This is a genomic window from Helcococcus sp. SA-HE-C1 (assembly GCF_985670335.1).
In genome coordinates, this window is record NZ_OZ484652.1 from 1,271,923 (window position 1) to 1,297,005 (window position 25,083).

Sequence of the window (25,083 nt, forward strand, 5' to 3'; positions counted from 1 at the left end):
GTATTTATACCCAAATCATTGCTTTTCACTCTATTACGGTTTAAGTTTATCAAAAAATTCCTCTATTTCATTTACATCATCTGTAAATAAAATTGTTCTTCTATCCTCTTGTGTCATAAATCCATTTTCAAGCATATCTTCATACATTTTTTTTATAGGGTCGTAAAATCCATTTTTGTTGTAGAATATACAGGGATTATTGTGTTCTTTAACACGATACAGAGAAACAGCCTCAGTTATTTCCTCCAATGTGCCTGGGCCACCCGGTAGTGCTATACAAATATCTGAATTCTTTCTCATAAACTCTTTTCTTTCATTCATTGTATCTACAATTTCAAAAACGTCTAAATCGGAATGTGGTTTCTCTGTTTCTAATAAATATTTGGGAATTGAGGCTATAAGCTTACAACCATGTTCTTTAACCCTATCTGCAAGTATCCCCATCAATCCATATGCATTACCACCATAGACTAATGTATGTCTATTTTTACCTATCCAGTCAGCTATTTCTATTGCCGCTTCTTTAAAATATTCTTTATTCCCAACACTTGAACCTAAATAAACTAAAATCCTTAAATTTTTTTTCATGATTTTTCCAATACAAAATTTTCTAAATATATCCCTACACCAGATTTATTGTTTCTTAGTGTAACATGGTCTGCCATATCTTTTAATGATTGTGAGGCATTCCCAACTGCCACTCCGACACCTGCAATCTTTATCATTGACTCGTCATTTCCCGTATTTCCAAATGTAATAATGTTTTCTCTATCTATACCTAATTTCTCTGCCATTTCTAAACACGCAATCCCTTTCGAAGCGTTTTGAGGCATAATTTCTATTGAAAATGGTGATGAAAAGCAAACATTAATTTTATCTCCAAATTTTTCTTCAAGTAACTTTTTGGCTTTTTGTAAATGTTTTTTTGTATCATTTAAAAGGACTTTGTTAGCAGTAAAGGTTATATTTTCACTGAAATTTCTATTTTTAACTACCTCTTGTCCTATAAATTTTCTATAAAGCTTAAATATAAATTTGGAATGATGATTGGTATATAAAATATCATCTTTCATAATTGAATAATCAATTTTTTGAGAATCTATAAATGCAATTATCTCTTTTAATAGAGGGATTTCAAATTTTTTATTCACTATCTCTTTATCATTTTTTATATCAGTAATTACGGAACCATTATAAGTGGCTAATAACCCACTATACTTATTAATTTCTAGCTCTTTAGCATACTTAATCGCATTTTCGTAGGGTCTTCCCGTTGCAATCATAACTATATGCCCTTCTTTTTGAATTTTTTCGATTACCTCTTTATTTTTCTTTGTAATTCTCTTAAATGTTGTTAATAATGTACCGTCAAGGTCTATAGCTATAAATTTAATCATACATTTTCTCCTTTTTGAATTAAAATTTAAGATAACTAAGTATACTTATAAACTTAAAATTAACCTTTTCTTATAGTAAATAGTATATCAAAAAGTAATCTATCGTTCTATACAAGATATTTTTATCTATAAGTATGTTCTTTTTTTAATTGATAACTATATACATAAAAAAGACTAGAAAAGATATATCGATTCTAGTCTAAATTATAAATATATTTTTTTACAAATATTTTTTATAAAAATATATTTTAATTATTATATGGAGCATGTTCCTTCTGAATTTTGCTCTTTCTCTTTCTTTTCAACTCCTTCTAAATTAAATACATCAAATTCAATGCTACCATCTTCCTTTAAGAATGCTGGTATACCTACATATCCGTTTTCTTTTGCACTATCAAATTCTTTTCTTGAATCTCTTAATCTGATAAACTCCTTCATATTAGCAATATTTGCTGTAATATCAATATATTCAACCTTAATATTGTTGCTTCTTAATACCTTGTCTGCATAAACTGTGTCCCCACATATCATTGAACCATAAAATTTCATATTCCCCCCTTAAATTTTTAAATCTGCTTTTACCTTAATTAGTATCTTCTCTATTTCATTTTTATATCTGTGTTCGAAAGATTTAAAATCCGTAACAAAAGTTACATCTATATACTCTTCTTCATTATAGGCTATGTTTATAGTTTTAATATCTTGCCACTTTATAAATCGAGCAATAGTTACTACTTGATTTATATTATATACCCCTTTTTTATTAAATCCCCTCACCAAATGTGATGAGATTGTAAATAACATGAACGCTATCGCTACAAAATAGTTATTTAAATTGTAAGGTAAGATGAAATAGCAGAGTATAAAAAGAAGTATAGCTGTTATAGTTAAAGCTATTAAATCTGTTCTTTTTATTATTGTGTTATATATTAAATCTGTTCTTTTTACTAAGTTATATATTGTCGCTATCGATAATACGATAATTAAAATTGAATGTATCATCTATCCTCCTAATTTAAGATTATATCATAATAAATGTTTCAAATGATTTTTTTGGGTATATATGTTTTGAAAAGGAATTAAGAAAATTAGGAGGAGATATGGCTTTATTAGATAAATATTTAGCAAATTTAGTAGTTGGAAATACAAAACTACACAATTTACATTGGAATTTAGAAGGTATACACTTCAAGCAAGTACACGAATATTTAGAAGTTATGTATGATGAATCTTTTGAGTATATTGATGAAGTTGCAGAATTACAAAAAATGTTAGGTGAACAACCAATTTCAACATTAAAGGGTTATTTAGAAGTTGCAACAATTAAAGAATTAGAAGAAACAACATTCTCAGATGAAAAGGCTGTTGACTACGCTCTTGAATATATTAAAGCTTTAAGTACACAAGCTAAAGAAATCAGAGAAAAAGCTGATGAAGAAGGTAAATTCCAAATTGCGAATATGCTTGAAGATCATCTAGAAGCATACTTAAAACATGAATGGTTCTTATCAACAATGCTAAAATAATTTAGATTTAAAATGTATTATGGATGACTTTTGCTGTCATCCATTTTTTTATTTAAAACGGATTAATCTAATATAAATCAATCCGTTTATTTTTCTTTATTAAATTTTACCTACTAAATCTGCTGAAGGTTTTAATGTTTCTCCTCCAGGTAACCAATTAGCTGGACATACATTATCTCCATTTTCCCATAAAAATTGTAATGCTTGAACTTTTCTTAATAGTTCGCCTGCATTTCTACCAACATTTCCAGCACTTACTTCATATGCTGCTACTTCACCTTTTGGGTTAATAATAAATGTTAATCTTTCAGCTAAACCAGACTCTTCGATTAGACTTTCTAAATCTTTTGTAAGCACATGAGTTGGATAGCCAATCATAGGGTAATCAATTTTGGATATTGACTCTGAGCTTTCGTGCCATGCTTTATGACAAAAGTGAGTATCTGTTGATACGGAATATACTTCAGCACCTATTTTCTTAAATTCTTCATATTTATTTGCTAAATCTTCTAATTCTGTCGGACATACAAATGAGAAGTCTGCTGGATAAAAGAACAAGATTGACCATTTATCTTGTAAATCTTTTTCTGTTACCTCTATAAAATCTCCATCAAAAAAAGCTTGAACTTTAAATTCATTTATTTTTTTTCCTATTAATGACATAATTTCTCCTTTATATATTGTATTTTTAGTTACTTATTATTGTATACCCAAGTTTATGATAATTTAACACTTAAAATTTAGACTTTAATTTTTCGTAAAATATTGTATTTAATGGTCTTGATTTAAATAGTTTAGAAATTAAATAAGATAAAACTACAACAAAAAGTACTGACCAAATGTGTTTTATATTTCCTGTTAATTCAATTATTAAAACAATACTTAAAAAATTTGCTTTAATAGTCGATGCCATCATTCCTGCCATTCCTAAAAAAATAAAATTAATATAAAAATCATTTAGAAATGTCAATCCAAGAAGTTTAAAAGCTATCGCTCCACAGACTCCGCCTATTATTAGTATTGGAAAAAATAGACCACCTGAAACTCCAAATCCATAACAAAACCATGTATATAAAATTTTAGCTATCAGAAATATTAATAAAAATGTTAGTGATGACTCTGCTTTTCTTAAAATTAATAAAAGATTACTTCCCGTTCCTGTAGAATAATTTACAAAATACCCTATAACAAATGCCGTAATCAATACTAAAGTCATTCTATAAATCAATGGTAATTTTGACTTTTCAACAATTTCTTGAGTCTTTAGCATTCCGTAATTAAATAGAACTCCCATTATTCCCGTCATAATAGCTATTGTAATTAAATAATATATATTATTTAACGGAAATGGATTTATTTCATAAAAATTAACAAATGCCGATTCTCCCATTAAATTTTTCGAGATAAAGGTTGCTGTAAATGTCGCAATTAAAGATACGTACACTATACTAAAAGAAAGTTTTTTATGAATTTCTTCTAACATAAATACTACTCCTGCTATTGGAGCATTATAAGCTACAGCCATACCTACGGCTGCACCAGCTTTTATCATCATCTTCATTTCTTCATTATCATGTCTAAATATTTTGCAAATTAATTTAGCACCTGAACTACCTATGTGAATGGACGGACCAGATGAGCCAAGTGACATCCCTGCAAATGAAGTTAATCCTCCACTTATTATTCGTGATATTAGTATTTTAGATTCATTTATTTCCATATATCCATTTAACTCGGCTCTTATAAATGGAATGCCTGAGCCTGAAGAAAGCGGCTCAAATTCAAGCAATTTAAATAAAATCACTCCTATTATAATAAATATTAATAGATACAGAATTATCATGTATATATTTGCTTCGCTAAATACTTTTTCAGAAAATCCAAACATTAATTTAACTATGAAAACAAATATAGTAGAAAAACCCCCACCTACGATACCAACAAGTAAACCATCTATTGTGTACCTAATTATTTTACTTTTAATTTTATTATTAATCATACTGTTCTCAATTCTATTTTTTTGTATTTTAATTATATCACTTTATATAAAAATGGTTTCTAAAAATATTTAATATTTTTATGGTTATTATTAATTGTTTGCTTAGCCATAAAAATAAAGGTCCTAGAAATTAATTCTAGAACCTTTATAGAGGCTTAAATTTTATCTTCATTCATAAAACAAAGGCTCGAATTACTTTATTTTTGAATGATTTTTTTTGATTTTATTTAATACGAAAATTCCAAATCCTACAATAGCTAACAATATTACTAATATCGCAATTCCAGAATCTCCTGTGCCTGGATTCTTGTTTGAAGGATTATTTTTCTCTTTTGTTTCCTCAGGTGTTTCTTCTTTTGTTTCCTCAGGTGTTTCCTCTTTTGTTTCCTTAGGTGTTTCCTCTTTTGTTTCCTTAGATGTTTCTTTTTCTGTTTCTTTAGGTTTTTCTTTTTCTGTTTCCTTAGGTGTTTCCTTTTCTGTTTCCTTAGATGTTTCCTTTTCTGTTTCTTTAGGTGTTTCCTTTTCTGTTTCTTTAGGTGTTTCCTCTTTTGTTTCCTTAGATGTTTCCTCTTTTGTTTCTTCAGGAACTTCTGATATTTCTGTTGTAGCTACCATAAATTCAGAAATTTGAACCCAATTTGGTTTGTCTTCTAAATTTTGTACCACTAAGTATCTTGCTTCTATTCCTTCTAGATTTACATCTGTAACCTTCTTGGACTCATCTTGTGTTATAGGTTCACCAAAAGTTTTCCAATCTGTACCATTCTTAGAATATTTAATTACATATTTGTTATAGTAGTCATTTCCATTTTCTTGACCACCCATTACAAATCTAAACCTTCCAAGTTTCATAACTTTCTTCAAATCTAAACCAATTATATCTCCAGCTTTAGCTTTATTATCTTGTAAATTCCACCATGTAAATGAAGAATCATCAGCATCTATCATTTTAGATTTATCATATTGTTGCCAGATTGAATGTCTTGAATCTGGTTTTCCAATAACCATATCTTCAGTGATGTATGGATTATCGAATGCACCTTTCATTTCTTTTTGTGAATATACTTCAAACTCTGTTATTGCTAAGCCCATATTTGCTTTAGGCTTCATCTTAATTCTGATTGCTTGAGTTTTCACTTTATCAAATGTAACTGTATTTAGTTTATTTAATTCAAAAGTATTAGCTTTCAATCCTGTAACTTGTTTCCAATTTGAGTCCTCTTTTAGTGGACTATCTGACTCTGAAATATGTGCTGGATTTGAAGGGATATTTTCTACTTCTGGCCCATCATAGTATTCTATTGTATATGATTCAGGAATTGTAACTCCATTATCCTCGAAGAATCCTAGTTTTATCCCTTCTACATCTTTTTTCGCTACTTTATCATTTTCTCCGAATAGTATACCAACCCAGTCACCCGCACGTTTTTGACGAACCCAGTTTGTCCATCTATTTCCAGATGTACCTTCAAAATCTATTTGCCCATCATTTATATATTCCACTTTATCGTTTGATGGTGAAGCATCATTTGTCCATGAAGCTATTGCTAATGGTAATCTTGAGTCTTCTTTAGATTTTGCTATGTTATTTCCTAATAATTTTTCTAAATCATCATCTGGTGATTCAATTAATCCTTTTGCAACTCTTCTCATATTTGCAATATTTGGATTAATTCTTGCAATACCAGCCTCTGCTCTTCTTAATTTTCCATCAGGGCTAACTTTAACTTTATGGCTCCTTGATTCTTCATACTTAATTTCGGCTTCCGCATATAGAGCTGCAGCTTCTGCATTTTTATCTTCTCTATTAGCTATTATAGCCTTAATGTATTTAATTGCAGCTTCTGATTTTTCTTTTAATACTGTAATATATGGGTCTAAATCTGTTTTCAATCCTTCAAATTTTGATTTTTCCTTAAACTTATCAACTGCTTTAATTATTGTTTCATATTTTTTGATTAAAGCTTGTCCCTTATCTGCTAAATCTGTTGATTGATCATTATTCATACTATTTTCAAATTCGCTAATTTCATTAGCCATTTGTTTTGATTCTGGTAAGTTTTGGATACCGATTGTACCATTTGCACTTGCCATATGTGAAGATAGTTCTTTTAATTCCTCGCTTGCATTTGGATCAATATATTTGAATCCATCAGCATAGCTTACATCAGCATTATAATTTACGGTATTCCATGTGTAATCACCTATTGCAAAGACTGCAACATATGATGCGTATGATTCTTGCATTGGATTTGTTACAACTCCAACTGCATTTGTTACATCTGTATTTAAGATAGATTTTGGATTACCCATTACTAATGACATAAATCCATGACTGTCTTTAAATACATCATTTACTGGCCAATTTAACCAAATTAATGGATTTGGTCTCTTTTTACCATTAACGATTTGTTGAGAAATGAATTTTTCATTTGCTGATTGTTCAACAGGTGCACATACGTTTTTACCGGTAAAGAATATTTTTACATTTTTCGGGAAATTAGCTGTATATTCATTTAACTCGCCTGGTCTCCATGCCCAGCCTTCTAATGTGTATGAATATGGACAGAATAGGAAGTCATAAACGTCGCCTTTTTCTTTTGCCCATTCACTTAAACGATTCATAACTTTAGAAACTGTTTTATAACCGTGTGGGGAAGCTATATCATCTCTTAAGACACCAAATTGTCTTACTCCCGCTTTGTATAGTTGTTCTAATTTTGCTATTAAAATTTCAATACTTTCATCATAGTTTTCTTCTGTTATAGCCTCTTTGTGGAATGGAGCTATTGTCCAAACAAATCTATTCTTTGTTTCATTACCACGTTTTGCTAATTCAGCAATCTTTGCTAATTCTTCTTCTGGATATAGCGCTCTCCAATTATCTCTATGGTACGGATTATCTTTTGGAGCGAATATCATTACATTATTCTTGAATTGAGCTCCAAATTCCATTAGGTCTGCTCTTCTTTCCCATGTCCATGGAACACCATAGTAACCTTCGATAACCCCTCTAATTTCTTGACTAGAAAAGTCATTTATTTTTAATTGTCTTAATTCATTGCCTTTTGCTTGTTTAAGGATATGTTCCAGTGTCGTCAATCCGTAGAATGCCGCATCTGTATCTTTACCTAAAATAGCAATTACATTTCCTTTAATTATAATTTGATATGCATCTACTTTACCAAAGTTATCTGCTAAATCTGAATTTTCATTGAAGTACTGATCTACTACTCCACCACTTCCTTTTGTACCAACTAATAAATTGACTTTTGAATCATCTATTTGATTGGATTTTGTATTTTCTAAATTCTTCACAGCTAATACTTTATCTACTTTTTTAACTGTGTATTCATCTAGTTTTTCTTCCAAGATCAAGTTTAGAGATTTTCCTAAACGGATTCCTTTTTCTTCATATTTAATTTCTTGTGGCTTAGGATATATTTTATATTCGGAGTTATTTTCTACTTCATTTGATAATTTATAATCTTTAGAATAAACATTATATCTAGCTTGTGTTTTTTTATCTTCTGATTCTGTAATTATTGTTACCTTTTCTTTATATTCAGGTAATACTGTTACAGCTGCATTATCTTTACCTTTAGCTTCAACTTTTAAATCTGCGCCTTCAACGTGGAAATCTTTCTTTTTAGATAAATCTTCATTTATAGATTTTTCATTCACTTTTAATTCTGATAAATCTGCTGTTGTATTTTGTTCAAATGTAGTTGTTGCAGTAAATAATTCTAATTCTGTTAGACCTAAACATAATTTAGCATTTCTTCCATTATCACCATCTTGTGCAGTTAATACAAATCTAATACCTGTTGCTGAAATCGGACTAAATGTATATGTCATTGGAGTCACGTTTGGCTTTCTACTTCTTGATGCTTCACCTATTTCTTCTTTCGCATCAATATCTTTCCAATCCGTTTCTCCATCAGCTGAGTATTGGATTTTTACGTTTTTAGGTAATCTTGCTGCCCAAGAATCCTGATATGCATGTAATTTAGATTTTGAAAGAATTTGTGCAGTTGCAAAAGTAAATGTTATTGTAGCTTCTTTTTTCCCATCTTGTGCATTGTTGTAGTTTGTCCAAACACTATCATTTGCTCCTTGAGTTACAGTCTTAAAGTTTTTATTTCCATCAACGATAGCTTCTAAACTATCTGACTGTTTATTTTCTGGAATATCTTGTTTAAGAGTTAGTCTGCTTGGAGCAATATTTGTATCATTTGTAGTTGTTTCTCCTTCTGTAACTCTTATTGTAGCTGTAACTTCTAATTTTTTACCGAATAGTTCTGCACTTCCTTTTACAGTATATACCCCTTTAGTTTTGTATTGTTCTACATTTTGTTGTTCCCATTTTACTGGATAATTTGCAGGTAATACTTTTCCACTTGCAGTAACTATAGGCCTTTCCTTAGGTAGATTTACTTCGCCTGATCCAACTGTTGTAGCTGTTGAGTAGTTTAGCAATGCTCCTACTTCTTCTATTACTACAACTGTTGTTTTAACAGTCTTATCTATTCCTTCTAATTTACCTCTAATAACTTTAACACCTTCGATTGTAGTATCTACTTTATCCCAATTAACCTTAGTATTTCTTGTTGAATTGTCTTGTTCATGAATAGTAACTTCATTTTCTAAGTTTGGAGTTGTACCTGCTTTTACATAATATACTTGTGGTGTTGTGTATGCCACAATATTATCTTCTCTTTCAGATACAGCATTAGTTGTTACACTGGCAGTTCCTTCATTTAATCCTTCAGCAGTTGCTTTGACTGTAAATGATCCTGCTTTTTTAGTAGATTGTACTATCGCAACTAATTTACCACTTAAAGCTTTTCTCTTGCCACTATTATATAATTCATGGTCTGTTTGATCACCATTATCTAATCCAAGTAGTTTACCGTCGCCTTCTACAGAAACATTTATCATATTTTTTGCATTTGCAACAATGTTTCCGTTTGCATCTCTTACGTCAATAGTTACATAACTTAAATCTTTACCGTCTGCTGTAATATTTTCACTATCTGCTTCCAGTGTTAATTTTGTAGCATCTCCATAAGTTGTAACTGAACTTCTACCTTCTGTTTCACTTATTACTTTATCATTTTCATCGTATGCTACAGCTCTTAATGTCCCATCTTTATAAGGAACATCCCATCTTAGATATAAATTTTCATATTCTTTGTCAGATTTATCATTACCTTTATAAATTTGGTATGTGTAATTACCACCTTTACTTGTTTCTTTATTAAATGTTTTCTTTCCTAAGCTTTCTTCTTCTCCATTTGTTGATTTAAAGAATAGCTCAACAGATTTCGCATTACTGTATACATTAACTCTCACATTTCCTTTTGCATCTTTCTTAACTTCATTTTCTTTCCATTCAGGTAAGATGTGTAAGGTTGTAGATTTTTCATCCCATTGTGATTTATAGAAATAGTATCTGTCTTTTGGTAGACCTGCTGTATCTACTATACCAAAATATGAAGATTTTGGAGATGGCCAGCCTGAAGGATGTGCTCCCCTATTTATTTTATTATAGTTTGTAGGTTCTCCTAAATAGTCAAAACCTGTCCAGACAAACTCTCCTGCCATGAAGTCTCTTTGAATTATTGAATACCATGACTCTGCTGATTTATGACCCCATCCAACTGTTTTCGTATCATATGAAGTCATTAATTTGTCGCTATTTGTGTCTTCTGTAGAGTAAATACCTCTTGAATTAATTGCAGATGCTGTTTCTGATGCATATATGCTCCAGTTTGGATAATCTCTATGAAATCTATCAAATTGTTGACCATTGGAATAATTCATCCCAACAGTACCACCTTTTTTAGTTATCAATTTACCAAATTCTTTTGATTCATTCCAGTTAGCCTTGAATTTATTGTCACCAATTGTTGAAAATCTCTCTGTATCGATTTCTTGAATCCAGCTAATAATATTTTCTAAAATTTGAGGGTAATCTCTGTATGGTCCTCTATTTCCTTCCATTACTTCATTACCTGCTGACCACATGATGATGGATGGAGCATTTTGCCCTCTTAGAACCATTTGTTTTGTAACAAATTCTGCCCAAGTTTGAGAATCATCTTTTTTACCTAAGACTTTATTTTCTTCACCAATTTTTACATTAAACCATTTTGCAAAGTCATGTATGTTTCCATTTTTAGCACTAATCCAAGTATCGAATATTTCATCGATAATCATCATACCTTTTCTATTAGCTATTTCAATAAGTTTGTCTGATGCCGGATTATGTGTAACACGAATTGCATTTACACCCATATTTTTCAATATTTCTACTTGTCTTTCGATAGCTCTATAATGTGCTGCAGCCCCTAAAGCTCCTTGGTCATGGTGCATACTTACACCTTTTAATTTCATTGGCTTACCATTTAAATAGAATCCAGTATCCGGATCTTGTTTTATAATTCTATAACCAAATTCATTTACAACTTTATCTACTTCTTCACCATCAACCATAACTTTAGTTACAACTTCATAAAGATTTGGATCTTCTATTGACCACATCTTAACTTCTGAAACTGTCATTTCATTTACAAACTCTTTAGTTTTCCCAGCCTCTAAAGTTTGAGATTCGGTTGTTTTTGTACTTATAACTTCCTCAGTACCTCTTAGCTTGATTTCTTGTTTTACTGATACTTGTTTTGAACTTGTACCATTATTTACAACCTTAGTTTTTAGTTTTGTATCAATGTTTTTACTATCAAATTGTTCATCTATTTTAGGAGTTGTGATACTTACACCATATCTCTCAGTATGTATTTGATTTGATATTGTTAGGTGTACACTTCTATAAATACCACTTCCTGAATACCATCTACTTGATGGGAATTGATGATTTACTTTTACTGCGATTACGTTTTCTTTACCAAATTCGATATGATTTGTTAAATCAAACGCAAATGGAGAATATCCGTATGGGTGTGTACCTACTTCTTTTCCATTTATGTAAACTGTAGCATTCATATATACGCCACCAAATTCTACAACAAATCTTTTTCCTTTTAAGTCTTCACCCACTTGTAAAGACTTTCTATACCAACCAATTCCACCTAGTTTATATCCACTTTCAGCTTCACCCTCACGTGTATATTCTGAATTGATGCTATAGTCATGTGGAAGATTTATATTTTCCCAATTTGATGCATCAAATTCTGGTGCTTGAGCCCCTGACTGGTCTCCTTTATAGAATTTCCAGTTCTCATCAATATTTTTTCTTCCTAAAGACAACTCTAGATTATCAAAGTTGGTCTTTACCGGATCTCCTGTAATAGTTGTTTGGTTTTGATTCGCTAAATTTGTAGCTTGAACTGTACTAAAACTTAGCATAGGTGGAATCCCCATGGCTAACGCTAATACCGTTGAAACTATTCTCTTAAATTTACCTTTCATTTTCCCTCCTAAAGTTACATACTATAAATAAACTTTACATTAATGATTATATATTAAAGATTTATTTAAGGCAATCGTTTTCTCTTTTTTTCATGGAAAAATTAACAAAATTTAATTATCTATATTATGCAAAATCGAGTAGGAGCTAACATGTAGCCCCTCTCACACCACTGTACGTGCCGTTCGGCATACAGCGGTTTAATTCAAATAATAATCCAAACAACTTTGAAGTCCTCGCTTTGCGAGGATTTCTTTGTTTATGTGATGTAGTCCTGTGGTTTTGGCAACCGCTTGATAGTGGTCTCCAAATCCTACTGACTGTTTTGCCATCCACATCGGAACGCCTAACTTTCGAAGTCCCCATAGGCGTTTCCCACTTGTCTTCCACTGCTTCCATATGACTATTCTCATTCTTGTTCTAAGTCGTTCATCTATCTTTCTAAGGACCGTCTTCATATCTCCTAGTCTAAAATAGTTTATCCACCCTCTAATTACTTGGTTCAGTCTGTTGATTCTATAGGTCATTGGTACTGACCAACTCCTCTTTGTCAACTGTTTCAACTTTCTTTGAAACCTTCGGATTGATTCTTTGTGTGGTCTTGCTTTCCATCCTGCTTTGTCTTTCCAAAAACCATATCCTAAATATTTTAGTTTTCTTGGTTTTGTGACTTTGGATTTTGTTGCATTTACTTTTAGTCCTAGTTTCTTTTCTATCCACTTTGTTACTGTTGCCATTACTCTGTTAGCTGCTGCGCTACTTCCTACGGCTATTATGCAGTCGTCTGCATATCTTACAAAGTGTAGTCCTCTTGCTTCTAGTTCTTTGTCTAATTCGTTTAGCATTATGTTACTTAGAAGGGGCGATAGATTTCCTCCTTGTGGTGTTCCCTTGGGTGTTTCTTCATAATTTCCTTTTATCATTACTCCCGCATTAAGATATTTCCTAATTAAGGATTCTGTGTTTGGGTCATTTATGAGGTTATGAACCAAGGTCATGAGTTTGTCTTGCGGGACGTTATCAAAGAATTTCTCTAGGTCTATGTCTACAATATAGCTGTATCCGTCGTTAAAGTATTCAAGAAGTTTCACTATCGCTTGTTGTGCTTTGCGATTTGGTCTAAAACCGTAACTTTTATCACTAAAGTGTGGTTCTGCTATTGGTGTTAGAACTTGTGCAATTGCTTGTTCTATTACTCTGTCTACTACTGTTGGTATTCCTAGATTGCGTACACCTCCATTTGGTTTTGGTATTTCTACCCTTCTGACCGGTTTTGGTTTATACTTTCTTCTTCGAATTTTGTCTCTAATTTCTACCCAGTTGTTTTTGAGATGTTGGTCTATTTCTTCGGTGGATATTCCATCTATTCCTCCTGCTCCTTTGTTTGCTTTCACTTTGTTTAATGCTGCAAACATGTTTTCTCTACTGAGTATTTGTTCTAGCAGTTCTGACATTTGGATTGTCTCCTTTCTTTGTTATGCTCTGTATCCTCTTACTCCTAACTCCTGTGAAAATTTTCCGCCGTTACGTCTTTGGTACGATTTTCTCGTCGGATATGGATACAGACTTTTGCAAGTCCATTTGACTTTGAATTATTCAGCCCTTCGCTCCACCTCTATTACAAAGGCTTCAATACTACTATGGCTTTTGCTGACTTCTCACTATTCGTTGTTACTACTTATTCGCTAGTGAGACCTCACGGGATAAGCCATCAATCTTTCCTTGTCTACCTGCCTAATCTACTTGCATGGTTTACGGTTGCCTTTTGGACTTCACGACTTTTGGTCCGCTTGTCCACCGTGCAAGCCTTAGTATTAGGTTTCTGTTCGTCAGGCTACAATTTTGCTATCCCTTCTTCTCGCCTGCATCTCACGGTGCAAACCTTGGGAATTACTGTGAGGTTCGTTGGCAACTACGCCCTTAGTGGACTTTCACCACAGATTGATGACATGCCCGTCATACCAAAAAAAAGGCCCTAGAAATTAAATCTAGAACCTTTTTAGATGATTAAAATTCATCTTTATTCATTAAACAAAAACTTGCATCAGTTTATTTAGGAATTATTTTCTTTTTTTGTTTTATTTATTACAAAAATCATAGATGTCGCAAACAATAACAGTACTAATGATACTGTAATTCCAGAATCTCCAGTACCTGGATTCTTATTTGATAAATCTTTATTATCTTTTGGTTTTCGACTCTCTTTTTCTGTTTCCTTTGATGTTTCACCTTTTGTTTTTTCAGGTGTTTCTTTTGATGTTTCACCTTCTGTTTCTTTAGGTGTTTCTTTTGATGTTTCACCTTCTGTTTCTTCAGGTGTTTCTTTTGATGTTTCACCTTCTGTTTCTTTAGGTGTTTCCTGAGTTTCTGGTTGTTCCTTACTTGATTCAAATGTTCCAACTGCAACTACTTCATCTTGTGCTTGTTCTAACACTTCTCTTTCAAGAACTTCTCTTCCAGTAAATTTCCCCGTACTTCAATATACCACATATTTATATGTGTATTTTACAAGTCCATTTTTACCAGTTTGGATTACTTTTCTTTCTCCCTTAGCTAATAGATTATCGGTAGTTTCTTGATGTCCGTGATTTAGTGTTACTTCTTCTACCTTTTTAGCACCTACACCAATTACTTTATCTCTAGCTTTTTCTGTTTCACGTAATTGTTCTCTCTTATTGCTTAGTGAACCATCTTGTGGGTTTACATCATATTGATATTTAATTGTTTCAGTCCCTGTTTTCCCTTCTACTAATACCTTCTTTTCACCAAATGTTAAATCTTCTTTTGGTTGATAAGTTGTATTAAAGTCGATTGGGGTTTTTGTGGTTTCAATGTTACCTATACCAATTACTTTTTGTTCTAAAGCTTGATTTTCAATTGTAATTTTCTTAACTTCAGATAGTCCGTCTATATCTTTTTTATTTGGTGATTCTTCAGGTTTAAATACACTACCTTTATCATCCATTAGATATATTTCATAGTATTTGTTAATACGATTTTTACCTTCAGTCTTTGTTTTTTCTTGTTTGAAGTCTAGTGTATCATCTGCTTCATAGCGTGTTGTAAAGTTGTCAGTTTCATTAATCATTTGACGATTGTTTACATACTCTATTCTATGATTTGTAGTTTCACTTATTACTTCTTCTTTAGGATTTGTAGTTTCACCAGTTTTTGAATTTACTTCATAAGTTACTTTTATTTTCTTTGTTCCTTCACTTCCTTCATTTTTCACATAGCTTTGTCCAAATGCTAAGTCTTCTGGAAGTTCGTCTTTAGTAATACCTTCTGCTAGTGTACCATCTTGTTTGTATAGCTTTTTGTAGATAGTTTGCATTGGTATTGTTTCAGTTTTATTTTCTACATTACCTACATAAGTTATTAAATTACCATCTTGATTTCTTTCAGTGGTTTCATTTTTTTGATTAAATGTTAAATCTTCTTTTGGTAAGAATACTCTATCTGCTTCTAGTACTTCAAATGGTACGGTTAGTTCTGTAAATTTATCAGTCATATGCTCATCAACAAGCTTAAATGTCACGCTATATCCACTTCCAACTTTTGTTGCTTTATTGTCAGTAAATGGATTGTTATCGTCCTTAAATGTATGTGTCACACGTGATAAATCGATATCTCCAGTATTTTTATCATTTGCATAAAGCATTTGTTTTAATTCATCAAGAGTTGTCCCATATTTTAATTGTAGGGCGTTTATTTCTTTGTCAATTACTTGACCAGCCTCGTTATAGAATTTAACGCTTGTTTTTTGAGTATTTGCATCATCAGGCTTTACACTTACTTTGTTTGTAGCATTATTTACATAGTCTTCTTTTACGGCAAGTGTTGGTAGCACCCCTGTACCTTTTACTATTTCTTTAGCAACTGGATCTTTTCTTACTGGTTCATCTACTCTCACTGGATTATTTTCATCAACTATTAAACCATTTCTTTGTTTGTAGTGTTTTGTTGTTTGGATATTACCATCACGACCTTCAGTTACTCTTTGTTCACCTTTTGGTACTGCTGGACTTTCAGTTACATTTTCTCCGTGAGGTATCGAAACATTAGTTGTAACTGCTTTTAATGGTGCAATCTTAAATGTAGATACATTTGGAGCTGATACCACTTTTGTTTTTGTATCATACAAGCTTACATATGACTTAAAGTCTACATCATATCCAATGTCTTCATTAGGTGTTAATACTTTAAGTTTAATCTCATCAATTGTATATGCTGGAAGTGAGGTTTTTCTCTCTAGCTTAACTGCTGTAATATTTTGTAAATTAAGGGCATTGTTTTGCTGAGTAACTTGTGTCCATGTAGTGTTATCATGCGTACTATTTGCACTTAATGTATCTGTTGTATAGTAGACATTGTAGTTATCATTTTGTGGTAATTCTTTCAAATACACATCATGCTTATTTGTCTGATATCCAGTGAATGTATATCCATTTTTTCTTGGTAAGAAGAATATAAATCCTTTATTTTCTTGTACTGTACCAGCTAGGTTAATAAATGATGCTTTTAGATAGACATCTTCATTGTGAAGTACCGAACCTACAGTATCAGTATTTTTGTAGTTTTCATCTTGTGATGTTGAGAATGAATGCTCTAGACTTAGTCCCTGTGGCATTACAATTTGACCCGTAAATGTCAGAGATTCTTCGCTACCTTTTTTTAGTGTATCAGGAACTTTAAGTTTCTCAGGTGTATCTTCTACAAATACGCTATATTTAGCTTCTAAATGTGCTGATGAATATTGTTTCCCTTTAAATATACCTTCTGTAGCAGTGATAGGTGCTCTTAAAATCTTACCTACTAAATTACCATCAACAACATCATCAGAAAACGCTTTATATGCATCTACATTAGTTAATGTAGCGGTATATACAGTTTTACCTCCTACAGTTTCTTTTGTATATGAAAATCCTTCGACATTCTTAAATTCAGAATAGTCAATTTCAAGACCTGGTGTTACTTCTGCTTTCATGGTTACTTTACCAATATTATATTCACCTTTATAATGTTCTTTATCTTCACTTTGAAAAGTAAATGAAGTCCAATAGTTATTTGCTCCATTTATAAAACCAGCGTCTAAAACATTTTTATTAATTTGTATAGTTTGATTCAACTCATTAAATGATAATTTATTATGTGTATCGTAATCTTTCGTTCCATTTCTTAAATCTTGTAATTCACCTGGTCTTATTAGTATAGATAATACATTTCTAGAATCGTCAGCCTCTTGTTTGTCGTTATTATATACAGATGATCTATCGACAATTACCTTTTGAAAAGTCTCGGCTTTTGCAGGATTTTCTAAGAATTGTTCAGCTTTATCTATGTCGACTACATCATACTCTACTCTAATATATCGAAACCAATTATTATTTTTAGATTTAGGTAAATTTATCGGTTCTGCAAATTTTATGTCAATAGTATAAGTCGATACATCATCACTTAATGTATTTTCATAAAAGGCTTCTTTTTCAGTAGATTTATTTAATACTGTATCATTTATTTTTACAATAACATCTTTATCTTTAATTATTTCTTTAGCATCGCCAACAAAAGATATACTTTTTATCTTAAATAGTGGTTTATTTTCACTATCTGTAGGCATGGTAATTTTTCTTTTAATACAATCAAATGTAAGTTCATTATTTCTACCTTTTTCAGCAAGTATTTCACTATTTAATCTATCTGAAAATATATTTGGATTTTTTTTATATTCTTTTTTTAGTTTTTCTATAGATGGAAATCGTATTTCATTAACACTGGCATATTTAAGTTTATTGGGTTCTTTTAGACCTGTATTTCTGAATCCCCAAAAAAAATTATTTTCATAGTTTATAGTTTGTCCAAAAATCGATGCTGACATGCTAAGTGTTTTTTGTTTGTCAGTTGGAGGTTCTTTATATTTATTGAGATAAATCCTATCAACAAATTGCTCTGGATTTTCAACTAATGGATCCGTTGCTGAGTGTTTAATATCTTTGATATATAATTCTAATTCATATTCTGAAGAATCGTTTTTATGCAATATTGTATTAGAAAATGTTACATTGTATGTTGTTGCATTTATTTTTTTTGTATTATATAGAGGTCTTAAATTTTCTATTGTAACTTCCTTAAATTCAGAAGGAAATCTTATTTCAGAACTTATATTAGATACATATACTGGTCCTTTATGTGCATCCTTACCTCTAAATCTTGAATTAAATTCTAATTTAAGGTTATTACGTCTTATAGTAGGGTCATCTGGATTTAAATCTTGATATCCAAGTAATCTTTTATTTAAATCCTTGAACTTTATATAATAAATATTTAGTTCAGTGTTAATTAAATCTGCTTCTGTTAATTTAAGCAGTCCTTTTTGTTCCACTTGCATTTTAGTGTCTATAAGTTTATTATCTGCTGTGCTTAGTGTTACTCTTAGGTTTTCAACTAATTTAGCATATGAATCTGTCTTAAACTCAAGAGGAATTGAACGGCTATAAACACCGGAAGTTATATTTTTTTCATTTATTTCAATATACTGATTATTCTCATTAGTATAAGATTTAGTATCTTCAACATTATTCAATCTAAAGTTAATATTATTTGAGTGACTTTCATTTTCTTTTTTATTGGTTACTTCTGTAGGAAGTGATAATTTTAATGTGGCGTTTTCAATATTTTCAGCACCTGAGTAAGTAATATTCAATCTTTTATGACGATATTCACTAACATATTCTCCGTTATATCTCTCTTTTTTATTTGCTTCAACATCATCTATTAACTCAAATCTAAATCCGTCTTTTTCAAAAACTACTTTTCCATCTCCATCAGGTTTTTGTACTGGGATGTTATCATCAGCTTGATTGGTGTTTTCTGCACCTTGGGTAGCTTGTTTATCTACCCCCCCCCCCTTGATTCTTGGGCATTTACCGTGAATGCACTTGAATTAATTAACATTGCACCAACTAAGGCACTAACTGTAAATTTCTTGATGGTATTTAAAATAAATTTTTTATTTATTTTTTTCTTATCATCCATTTTCCCTCCTATTAAAATAAGTTACTAATTTTTATCAAAATTAAATATAATATATATTAATTTTCTTGCTATAGTTTACTACAAAAATACATATTTGTAAATTTATATAGTTCCCTTTGTTATGCTATATTTCCATTCTTTATTATACAAACAAAAAAGGTCCTAGAAATTAAATCTAGAACCTTTTTAGATGATTAAAATTCATCTTTATTTATTAAACAAAAACTTGCGTCAGTTTATTTAGGAATTATTTTCTTTTTTTGTTTTATTTATTACAAAAATCATAGATGTCGCAAACAATAACAGTACTAATGATACTGTAATTCCAGAATCTCCAGTACCTGGATTCTTATTTGATAAATCTTTATTATCTTTTGGTTTTCGACTCTCTTTTTCAGGTGTTTCTTTTGATGTTTCACCTTCTGTTTCTTCAGGTGTTTCTTTTGATGTTTCACCTTCTGTTTCTTTAGGTGTTTCTTCAGATGTTTCCTTTGATGTTTCTTCAGGATTCTTTGGAGCTGGTTGAGTTGCTAAAATTTGCTCAGATTTTTCAATTATTGTTTTAGCCATTTCAGCTGTTAATAAATTGAAAGGTTGTAGTTTATCTTTGATTTTCAATGTATCTAATAGTACTGCATCTGTCACTTTATATCCTTTAAGTTTATTAAGTGTAGATAGTACTTTTTCATAATCCACTTTTTCTCTTTCTTGCTCTTCTTCTACCACTTTATTTATAATAAATTCAGCAGCAGATGAGAATGCATTAGGTGTATCACCATAGGTACCAGTGATATCTAATCTAATTGATTTAGCATTTATCACTTTACCAAAATCAATAGTTTTTCTTTTTGCTGAGTTTTCCCAATCCTGGAATGTAAATTCGTGTGCCTTACCATTTTCATCAGTAATTGTAAATTTACCAGATTTTAATCTACCATTTACCCCGTTTGATCTTGGTAAATATTCTAATGATTTAATTTCTGTAGGTTTTACAAGAGTAATATTTACAGGATCAAATGCATGTTGTCCATTCCATGCTGTATGCCATAATGTTGACTCATTACCATCGAAAGCTTTCTCCAATGAACTTGAAGCATTTTGTGAATTCGCTTCGAATGATTCGATGTCTTCGCTAGTAATTGTTGTTCTCTTTATTTCTAAATTGTAATACGCTGCTTTAACTTCTTTTATAAGTTTTTTAGCTTCTTCTACAGTTAATTCTTCAGGTTTTACTAAGAAAAGTTCACGTAACTTATCTTTATATGCTTTTAAGCTATTTTCTGTATAAGGAGTTTCATCTTCCAGAGGTTTTATATCTTTTATGAATTCATCTAAAATATCTTTAGCATTAAACTCAACTTCTCTAATTACCAGATTGTCTAACATGAAATCTTTGTAAGATTTAAAGTTAGCTTCGTTTCCGCCTGTACCTTTTAGTTCTGGTGCTTTACCTGTTGAATAGATACCAAACCATGTTTCTCCAGTTTCTGAACCTTCAATAAATAGTTTTACTCTCTTAGGTTTATTTGAACCTTCCCAAGTATTTTTTAATCCATTTATATCAAAATCATTTATTGCACTTTGATCATATTGTTTATGACCAACTATTGTAGCATATGTTCCATCTGAACCTGCTTCATAATCAAATGATACTTCATATTTTTTACCAGGTTCGAATCTAAAGTTTTGAGGAATTGTTTGGTAAACTAATCTATTTCTTGATACTAGTCCATTAGTTTTAATTGACCAGTTTCCTTCAATAACATCATTTATTACTTTGTTGTTCCAACCTCTTTGAGTGTATGGTTCATTTTTTTCTGCTAAGTGTGTTCTATTATCTTCTACACCTTCTATTCCACCTATTACAAATGGGAATATACCTTGTGCTACATTTTCAAAATCTTGCTTAAATACGACGTCTGATCCAGTTTTTGTGTCATGTGAATCATTGAACATAGTTGATTTATTTTCAAAGACTCTTATTTCATCGAAATATGAACTTCCTTCACCTGACTCCTTGCTTAATGTCAATGTTACATTATCAACATTATCACCTGTTGTAAAGTATACATACATATTTTGGAAATATGATGAGTTATTTATTGTAGCATTTCTACTTAAGGTGTTATGAGCGTAAGCTTTGACATAATTATAAGCAATTGAGTGATTTGTATAATTGGAGAGTTCTTTTTCTCCAGTATTCACAGTGATTTTAGCTTTTGAATCACTTCTATTATCAACACCTACATATACTGCGTACTTTGTATTAGGTTTCAAGCCTGTTAATTTTTGAGTTAATGAAACTTCTTCTTCATTGTCAGCAATTTTCAACATAGGATTATAACCTTGTGAATAAGCTATATTAGCTTTTGAAGAATCTCCTTTTATGGTCCAATGATCTAAACTCTTTGAGTTAAATCCTTGGTCATAAACATGCATTCCTTCACTCCAGTTAGTACTTAAATGCTCATCAGTTGATTGGGCATTTTTATACACAACATAAGGTGTATTAGCTTCTGAAGTTAAGGTCACTTCACCATTGCTTACATTTACAACTTTTTCATTTGTTCTACCAATATCTGTTAATTCATAAACATACACTTTTGATACATTCCATGATGATGGTAGTTTCCAAGTTGAATTTCCACCTTCTTCATTAAAGTGATATAATTTTTGATTTTTGCTTGATAATGTTTTACCATTAGCATCGTTTTTCCATGGAATTAAGTATTTATTTCCATCGTAAATAACTTTTCCATCTAATTTCATCGTTCTATGCATATATCCTTCACGGTTTCCAGCATAGTCATTTGATTTTCTTGTGATTTCTAAATTACCATTTTCGTTTATAAGCTCTGCTCTCATCATAGGTTCATATTTGTATGAATTACCTTTATGATTCATTTGAGTAGCTTCACCTATTTCAAGTTTATTTACTTTGTAATGTTGTATAAATTTAGTAGGAATATTTGTCTTAAATAGATTTGTTATATATCCTTTATAGTCAGATCTACCTTGCCATCCTTCGAAATCTTTCATATCATATCCGAATAGTAATGGGGCTACTGCTGCTCCACCATATTCTGGATATTGTCCTACCCATGAGTCTTTTTGGTGATTTCTTATAAATCTTGTAATATCTGAGTTGATACCTTTTAAGGTATAACCACCATATGTTAAGTCAGCTGCCCAGTGTTGGAATGTAGAATCATACTCTCCAGCAAATCCCCACTCAAATGTAGGTCTCCATCCAAGACTCTTGATTTCGTTTGATATCATGTGTGTTGCCCAAGCACTATTGTCTCCAGATTGACCATTACCCCATACATCGACATAAATGAAGTCCAATCCTTCTCCAATTTTTTCTTTTAGATCGGCAAATCTTTGATATCTTCCATGAGCTAAATCATAATCAGCATTAATATTGATACCTTGATCTATCCAGTTCCAACCATATGAGTAGCCTCCACTATTTGTTTTTTTCAAACGATCCGGTTCAAAGTATTTTGATTCTGGATATGTTTCTGAAGCATTAACATGAATACCAATTTTTGCTCCAAATGGTTTCGCTTTATTAATGAGTGCCTTGAAGTCTTCTGCTCCACCAATTCTCTTACCAATATCTGCATAGTTTAAGTGACCTGAGTCGTGTCCTTCACTACCGTAACCTTTTAATAGTATAGATTGTCCTAATCCATCAGTATTTAAGGATATTTTCTTAATACCATCTAAAGTCATTAAAAATGGATTTTGAGCTTGTGAACCAAAGTTCATCGCTATTCTATACGCTACTAAATCTTTTACATATTCATGGCCTGTTGGATTGTTCATTATATCTCTATATGCAACTGCACCATCTTGCCAGTCTACCTTACCATCGTTGTTTACATCTTTTGTTAATACAACTTTTGTCTTAGGTAAAATAAATGTTCTTTCATCGTAAACTTTATTTACATTTCCATTTTGATATGCTCTTTGATAAATATATGGTGAGCTAGCAATACCAATATATGGGTTGCCCTCAATAACTTGTTTTGTTGCTGTTACTCTTGTATAATCATTGCTTTTACCACCATAGCTAAATTGTGAATTACTCCACACACCTGCTGATAGTTCATTAGTAGAAACAAATCCATACATATATCCTGAATTCGCTAGATTTTCACCTGGTTTTACATGTATATCACCTTTTTTCTGTGTATTTGTACTCATACGTGCACCACTAAATACTGCATTTGTATCTTTCTTAGAAACAGATACAAGGTGAATATTTGAAAAGTCAATCTTTTCTAATAGTTTAGCTACATTATCTATTGATTTTCCTGGTACAACTTCATAATTGTTTTTTATATTTGTAACATCAAAATGCAATTGATTTTTTTCAACTTTTATTTCTAATGTTATAACGGCATCAATAGTATTTGCTTCATCTTTTACTGTTAATTCATATCTTACTTTTGTATCATCAACCTTTGTAAATTTAACTTTTGGAGTTACCTGTGTATCGTTTATTCCAATTGTGTCTACAGTATTAATATTACCAGATAAAACTTTTCCATCCATTTCATATTTATATACTCTTGGAAATTTTTTATCAACGGTAATTTTCATTTCATTTGAGCTAATAACCTCATGTTCTTGATTTTTGTCTAAATTTTCACCTTCTATTGTTGGAGCTTCTTTCTGTGGTGTAACACCTTCTTGATTAGATGTTGGAATCCAAACATTGGTTCTCTCGTCTCCAAATGATCCAAGTTTTAATTGCATTTGTTTGTGATCTCTTAATGCAGTCAATACATCTTCCGGAATATTTGTTGTATCAAATGCTTTTTGATCATTTACTGTAGCATTTAATTGACCGTCAGATTTTAAGGATATATTTAAAGTGGTCTTTTCATCTACTTGTGGCGCCGCCATTCTCTGTCCACTATACCATGTTCCTTGTCCATCTTTTTTATATTCCCAGAACCAACCATCTTTGTCGTATCCAACAAAAACAAAGTTATTTGCATCTTTATAGTATAGAAAAACTCCAAATCTACCATGATTTTCACTAGATTTTTCAATAAATTCTAGCTCAACTGAAGCATTTCCGTCTTCTGAAACTTTCCAGCCATTTTTAGTGAATGTTGCCGGTGCAGTTGAGTTTTCTTGTCCAGCTTTAGATTTTAATGAATTGTATCTAACTCCATTTTTTTCTATAACTGAGATTTCCCCTTTTACATCCGATGTAGCTTCCCAGTCAATATTTTCTTTTTTTTCTTGTTTATTCACTGTATTTTCATTACCTTCTGATGCTACATTTTCATCATCAGCAGCTTTATCCGTATCAGAAGCTTTATCCGTACCAGACACATCACTAGCATCATCTGCTTTATCAGCATCCTTTTCTGTTTTATCCTGACCAGCTGTATCTTCTGCATCTTTAGTATTATCAGCTTTTTCTTCAGCTTTTTTCGGCTGTTCATTCAAAACAGCATTAGTCGCAAAAGAAATATGATTTCCTATCATGCATACTAACAATAACATAGTTAAAAACGTCTTAAACGTCTTATTTTTACGTATATTTTCCATGTTCCCTCCTATTTTTAGTTATCATCATTATATTATCATGAAAACACTTGCACATTTTTATATATTATTGTTATTTTTTTATAGATATTGTTTTCTTGTTAATATTTTTTAGAAATAAAAAAC

13 protein-coding genes are annotated in these 25,083 nt (G+C 31.1%); 1 reads left to right on the top strand and 12 read right to left on the bottom strand.

What is annotated here, in order from left to right; all coding sequences use genetic code 11:
* Positions 1-33: 33 nt before the first annotated feature.
* The 4 genes from AC4KN9_RS06585 to AC4KN9_RS06600 all read right to left on the bottom strand — a co-directional run bounded on the left by AC4KN9_RS06585 (position 34) and on the right by AC4KN9_RS06600 (position 2,399).
* Positions 34-588 (bottom strand): LOG family protein, encoded by a 555-nt coding sequence (locus AC4KN9_RS06585; protein WP_491017793.1) that lies wholly within the window; start codon positions 586-588, stop codon positions 34-36.
* Complete coding sequence (locus AC4KN9_RS06590) at positions 585-1,397, bottom strand: Cof-type HAD-IIB family hydrolase (RefSeq protein WP_491017794.1); 813 nt, start codon at positions 1,395-1,397, stop codon at positions 585-587. Before AC4KN9_RS06590 ends, AC4KN9_RS06585 begins: the two co-directional genes overlap by 4 nt.
* Positions 1,398-1,652: 255 nt before the next feature.
* Positions 1,653-1,946: a hypothetical protein gene (locus tag AC4KN9_RS06595; RefSeq protein WP_491017795.1), complete on the bottom strand. Its 294-nt coding sequence runs from the start codon at positions 1,944-1,946 to the stop codon at positions 1,653-1,655.
* Positions 1,947-1,955: 9 nt separating this feature from the next.
* Positions 1,956-2,399, bottom strand: coding sequence for a hypothetical protein (locus AC4KN9_RS06600; protein WP_491017796.1), 444 nt, complete (start codon positions 2,397-2,399; stop codon positions 1,956-1,958).
* Between the two features lie 98 nt (positions 2,400-2,497).
* On the opposite strand from AC4KN9_RS06600, the gene AC4KN9_RS06605 reads away from it, so the two are divergent.
* Positions 2,498-2,923 carry a Dps family protein gene (locus tag AC4KN9_RS06605; RefSeq protein WP_491017797.1) on the top strand — a complete coding sequence of 142 codons (426 nt, stop codon included), beginning with the start codon at positions 2,498-2,500 and terminating at the stop codon, positions 2,921-2,923.
* Between the two features lie 99 nt (positions 2,924-3,022).
* Here AC4KN9_RS06605 and ahpC read toward each other — a convergent pair whose 3' ends face one another.
* The 8 genes from ahpC to AC4KN9_RS06645 form a co-directional block, all read right to left on the bottom strand.
* Positions 3,023-3,586, bottom strand: a complete 564-nt coding sequence (ahpC, locus tag AC4KN9_RS06610; RefSeq protein WP_491017798.1) for an alkyl hydroperoxide reductase subunit C — start codon at positions 3,584-3,586, stop codon at positions 3,023-3,025.
* Positions 3,587-3,656: 70 nt separating this feature from the next.
* On the bottom strand, positions 3,657-4,922 hold the full coding sequence (locus AC4KN9_RS06615; RefSeq protein WP_491017799.1) for a chloride channel protein: 1,266 nt from the start codon (positions 4,920-4,922) through the stop codon (positions 3,657-3,659).
* 192 nt (positions 4,923-5,114) lie between these two features.
* Complete coding sequence (locus AC4KN9_RS06620) at positions 5,115-12,353, bottom strand: beta-N-acetylglucosaminidase domain-containing protein (protein ID WP_491017800.1); 7,239 nt, start codon at positions 12,351-12,353, stop codon at positions 5,115-5,117.
* A gap of 198 nt (positions 12,354-12,551) precedes the next feature.
* Positions 12,552-13,805 (bottom strand): group II intron reverse transcriptase/maturase, encoded by a 1,254-nt coding sequence (gene ltrA / locus AC4KN9_RS06625; RefSeq protein ID WP_491017244.1) that lies wholly within the window; start codon positions 13,803-13,805, stop codon positions 12,552-12,554.
* A 599-nt stretch (positions 13,806-14,404) separates the two neighbouring features.
* A complete protein-coding gene (locus tag AC4KN9_RS06630) occupies positions 14,405-14,785 on the bottom strand; it encodes a hypothetical protein (RefSeq protein ID WP_491017801.1) in 381 nt (126 codons plus the stop codon).
* 42 nt (positions 14,786-14,827) lie between these two features.
* Entirely contained in the window at positions 14,828-19,054 is a 4,227-nt protein-coding gene (locus AC4KN9_RS06635) for a G5 domain-containing protein (RefSeq protein WP_491017802.1), read from the bottom strand.
* A gap of 191 nt (positions 19,055-19,245) precedes the next feature.
* Positions 19,246-19,386 carry a hypothetical protein gene (locus tag AC4KN9_RS06640; RefSeq protein WP_491017803.1) on the bottom strand — a complete coding sequence of 47 codons (141 nt, stop codon included), beginning with the start codon at positions 19,384-19,386 and terminating at the stop codon, positions 19,246-19,248.
* Positions 19,387-19,626: 240 nt separating this feature from the next.
* Positions 19,627-24,960, bottom strand: coding sequence for an endo-alpha-N-acetylgalactosaminidase family protein (locus AC4KN9_RS06645; protein ID WP_491017804.1), 5,334 nt, complete (start codon positions 24,958-24,960; stop codon positions 19,627-19,629).
* Between the last annotated feature and the right edge of the window lie 123 nt (positions 24,961-25,083).

Excerpts from the sequence above, each read along its gene's own strand:
- AC4KN9_RS06640 (WP_491017803.1), bottom strand. The coding sequence starts at position 19,386 with ATGGATGATAAGAAAAAAATAAATAAAAAATTTATTTTAAATACCATC.
- AC4KN9_RS06595 (WP_491017795.1), bottom strand. The coding sequence starts at position 1,946 with ATGAAATTTTATGGTTCAATGATATGTGGGGACACAGTTTATGCAGAC.
- AC4KN9_RS06600 (WP_491017796.1), bottom strand. The coding sequence starts at position 2,399 with ATGATACATTCAATTTTAATTATCGTATTATCGATAGCGACAATATAT.
- AC4KN9_RS06620 (WP_491017800.1), bottom strand. The coding sequence starts at position 12,353 with ATGAAAGGTAAATTTAAGAGAATAGTTTCAACGGTATTAGCGTTAGCC.
- ahpC (WP_491017798.1), bottom strand. The coding sequence starts at position 3,586 with ATGTCATTAATAGGAAAAAAAATAAATGAATTTAAAGTTCAAGCTTTT.
- ltrA (WP_491017244.1), bottom strand. The coding sequence starts at position 13,805 with ATGTCAGAACTGCTAGAACAAATACTCAGTAGAGAAAACATGTTTGCA.
- AC4KN9_RS06615 (WP_491017799.1), bottom strand. The coding sequence starts at position 4,922 with ATGATTAATAATAAAATTAAAAGTAAAATAATTAGGTACACAATAGAT.
- AC4KN9_RS06585 (WP_491017793.1), bottom strand. The coding sequence starts at position 588 with ATGAAAAAAAATTTAAGGATTTTAGTTTATTTAGGTTCAAGTGTTGGG.
- AC4KN9_RS06605 (WP_491017797.1), top strand. The coding sequence starts at position 2,498 with ATGGCTTTATTAGATAAATATTTAGCAAATTTAGTAGTTGGAAATACA.
- AC4KN9_RS06590 (WP_491017794.1), bottom strand. The coding sequence starts at position 1,397 with ATGATTAAATTTATAGCTATAGACCTTGACGGTACATTATTAACAACA.
- AC4KN9_RS06645 (WP_491017804.1), bottom strand. The coding sequence starts at position 24,960 with ATGGAAAATATACGTAAAAATAAGACGTTTAAGACGTTTTTAACTATG.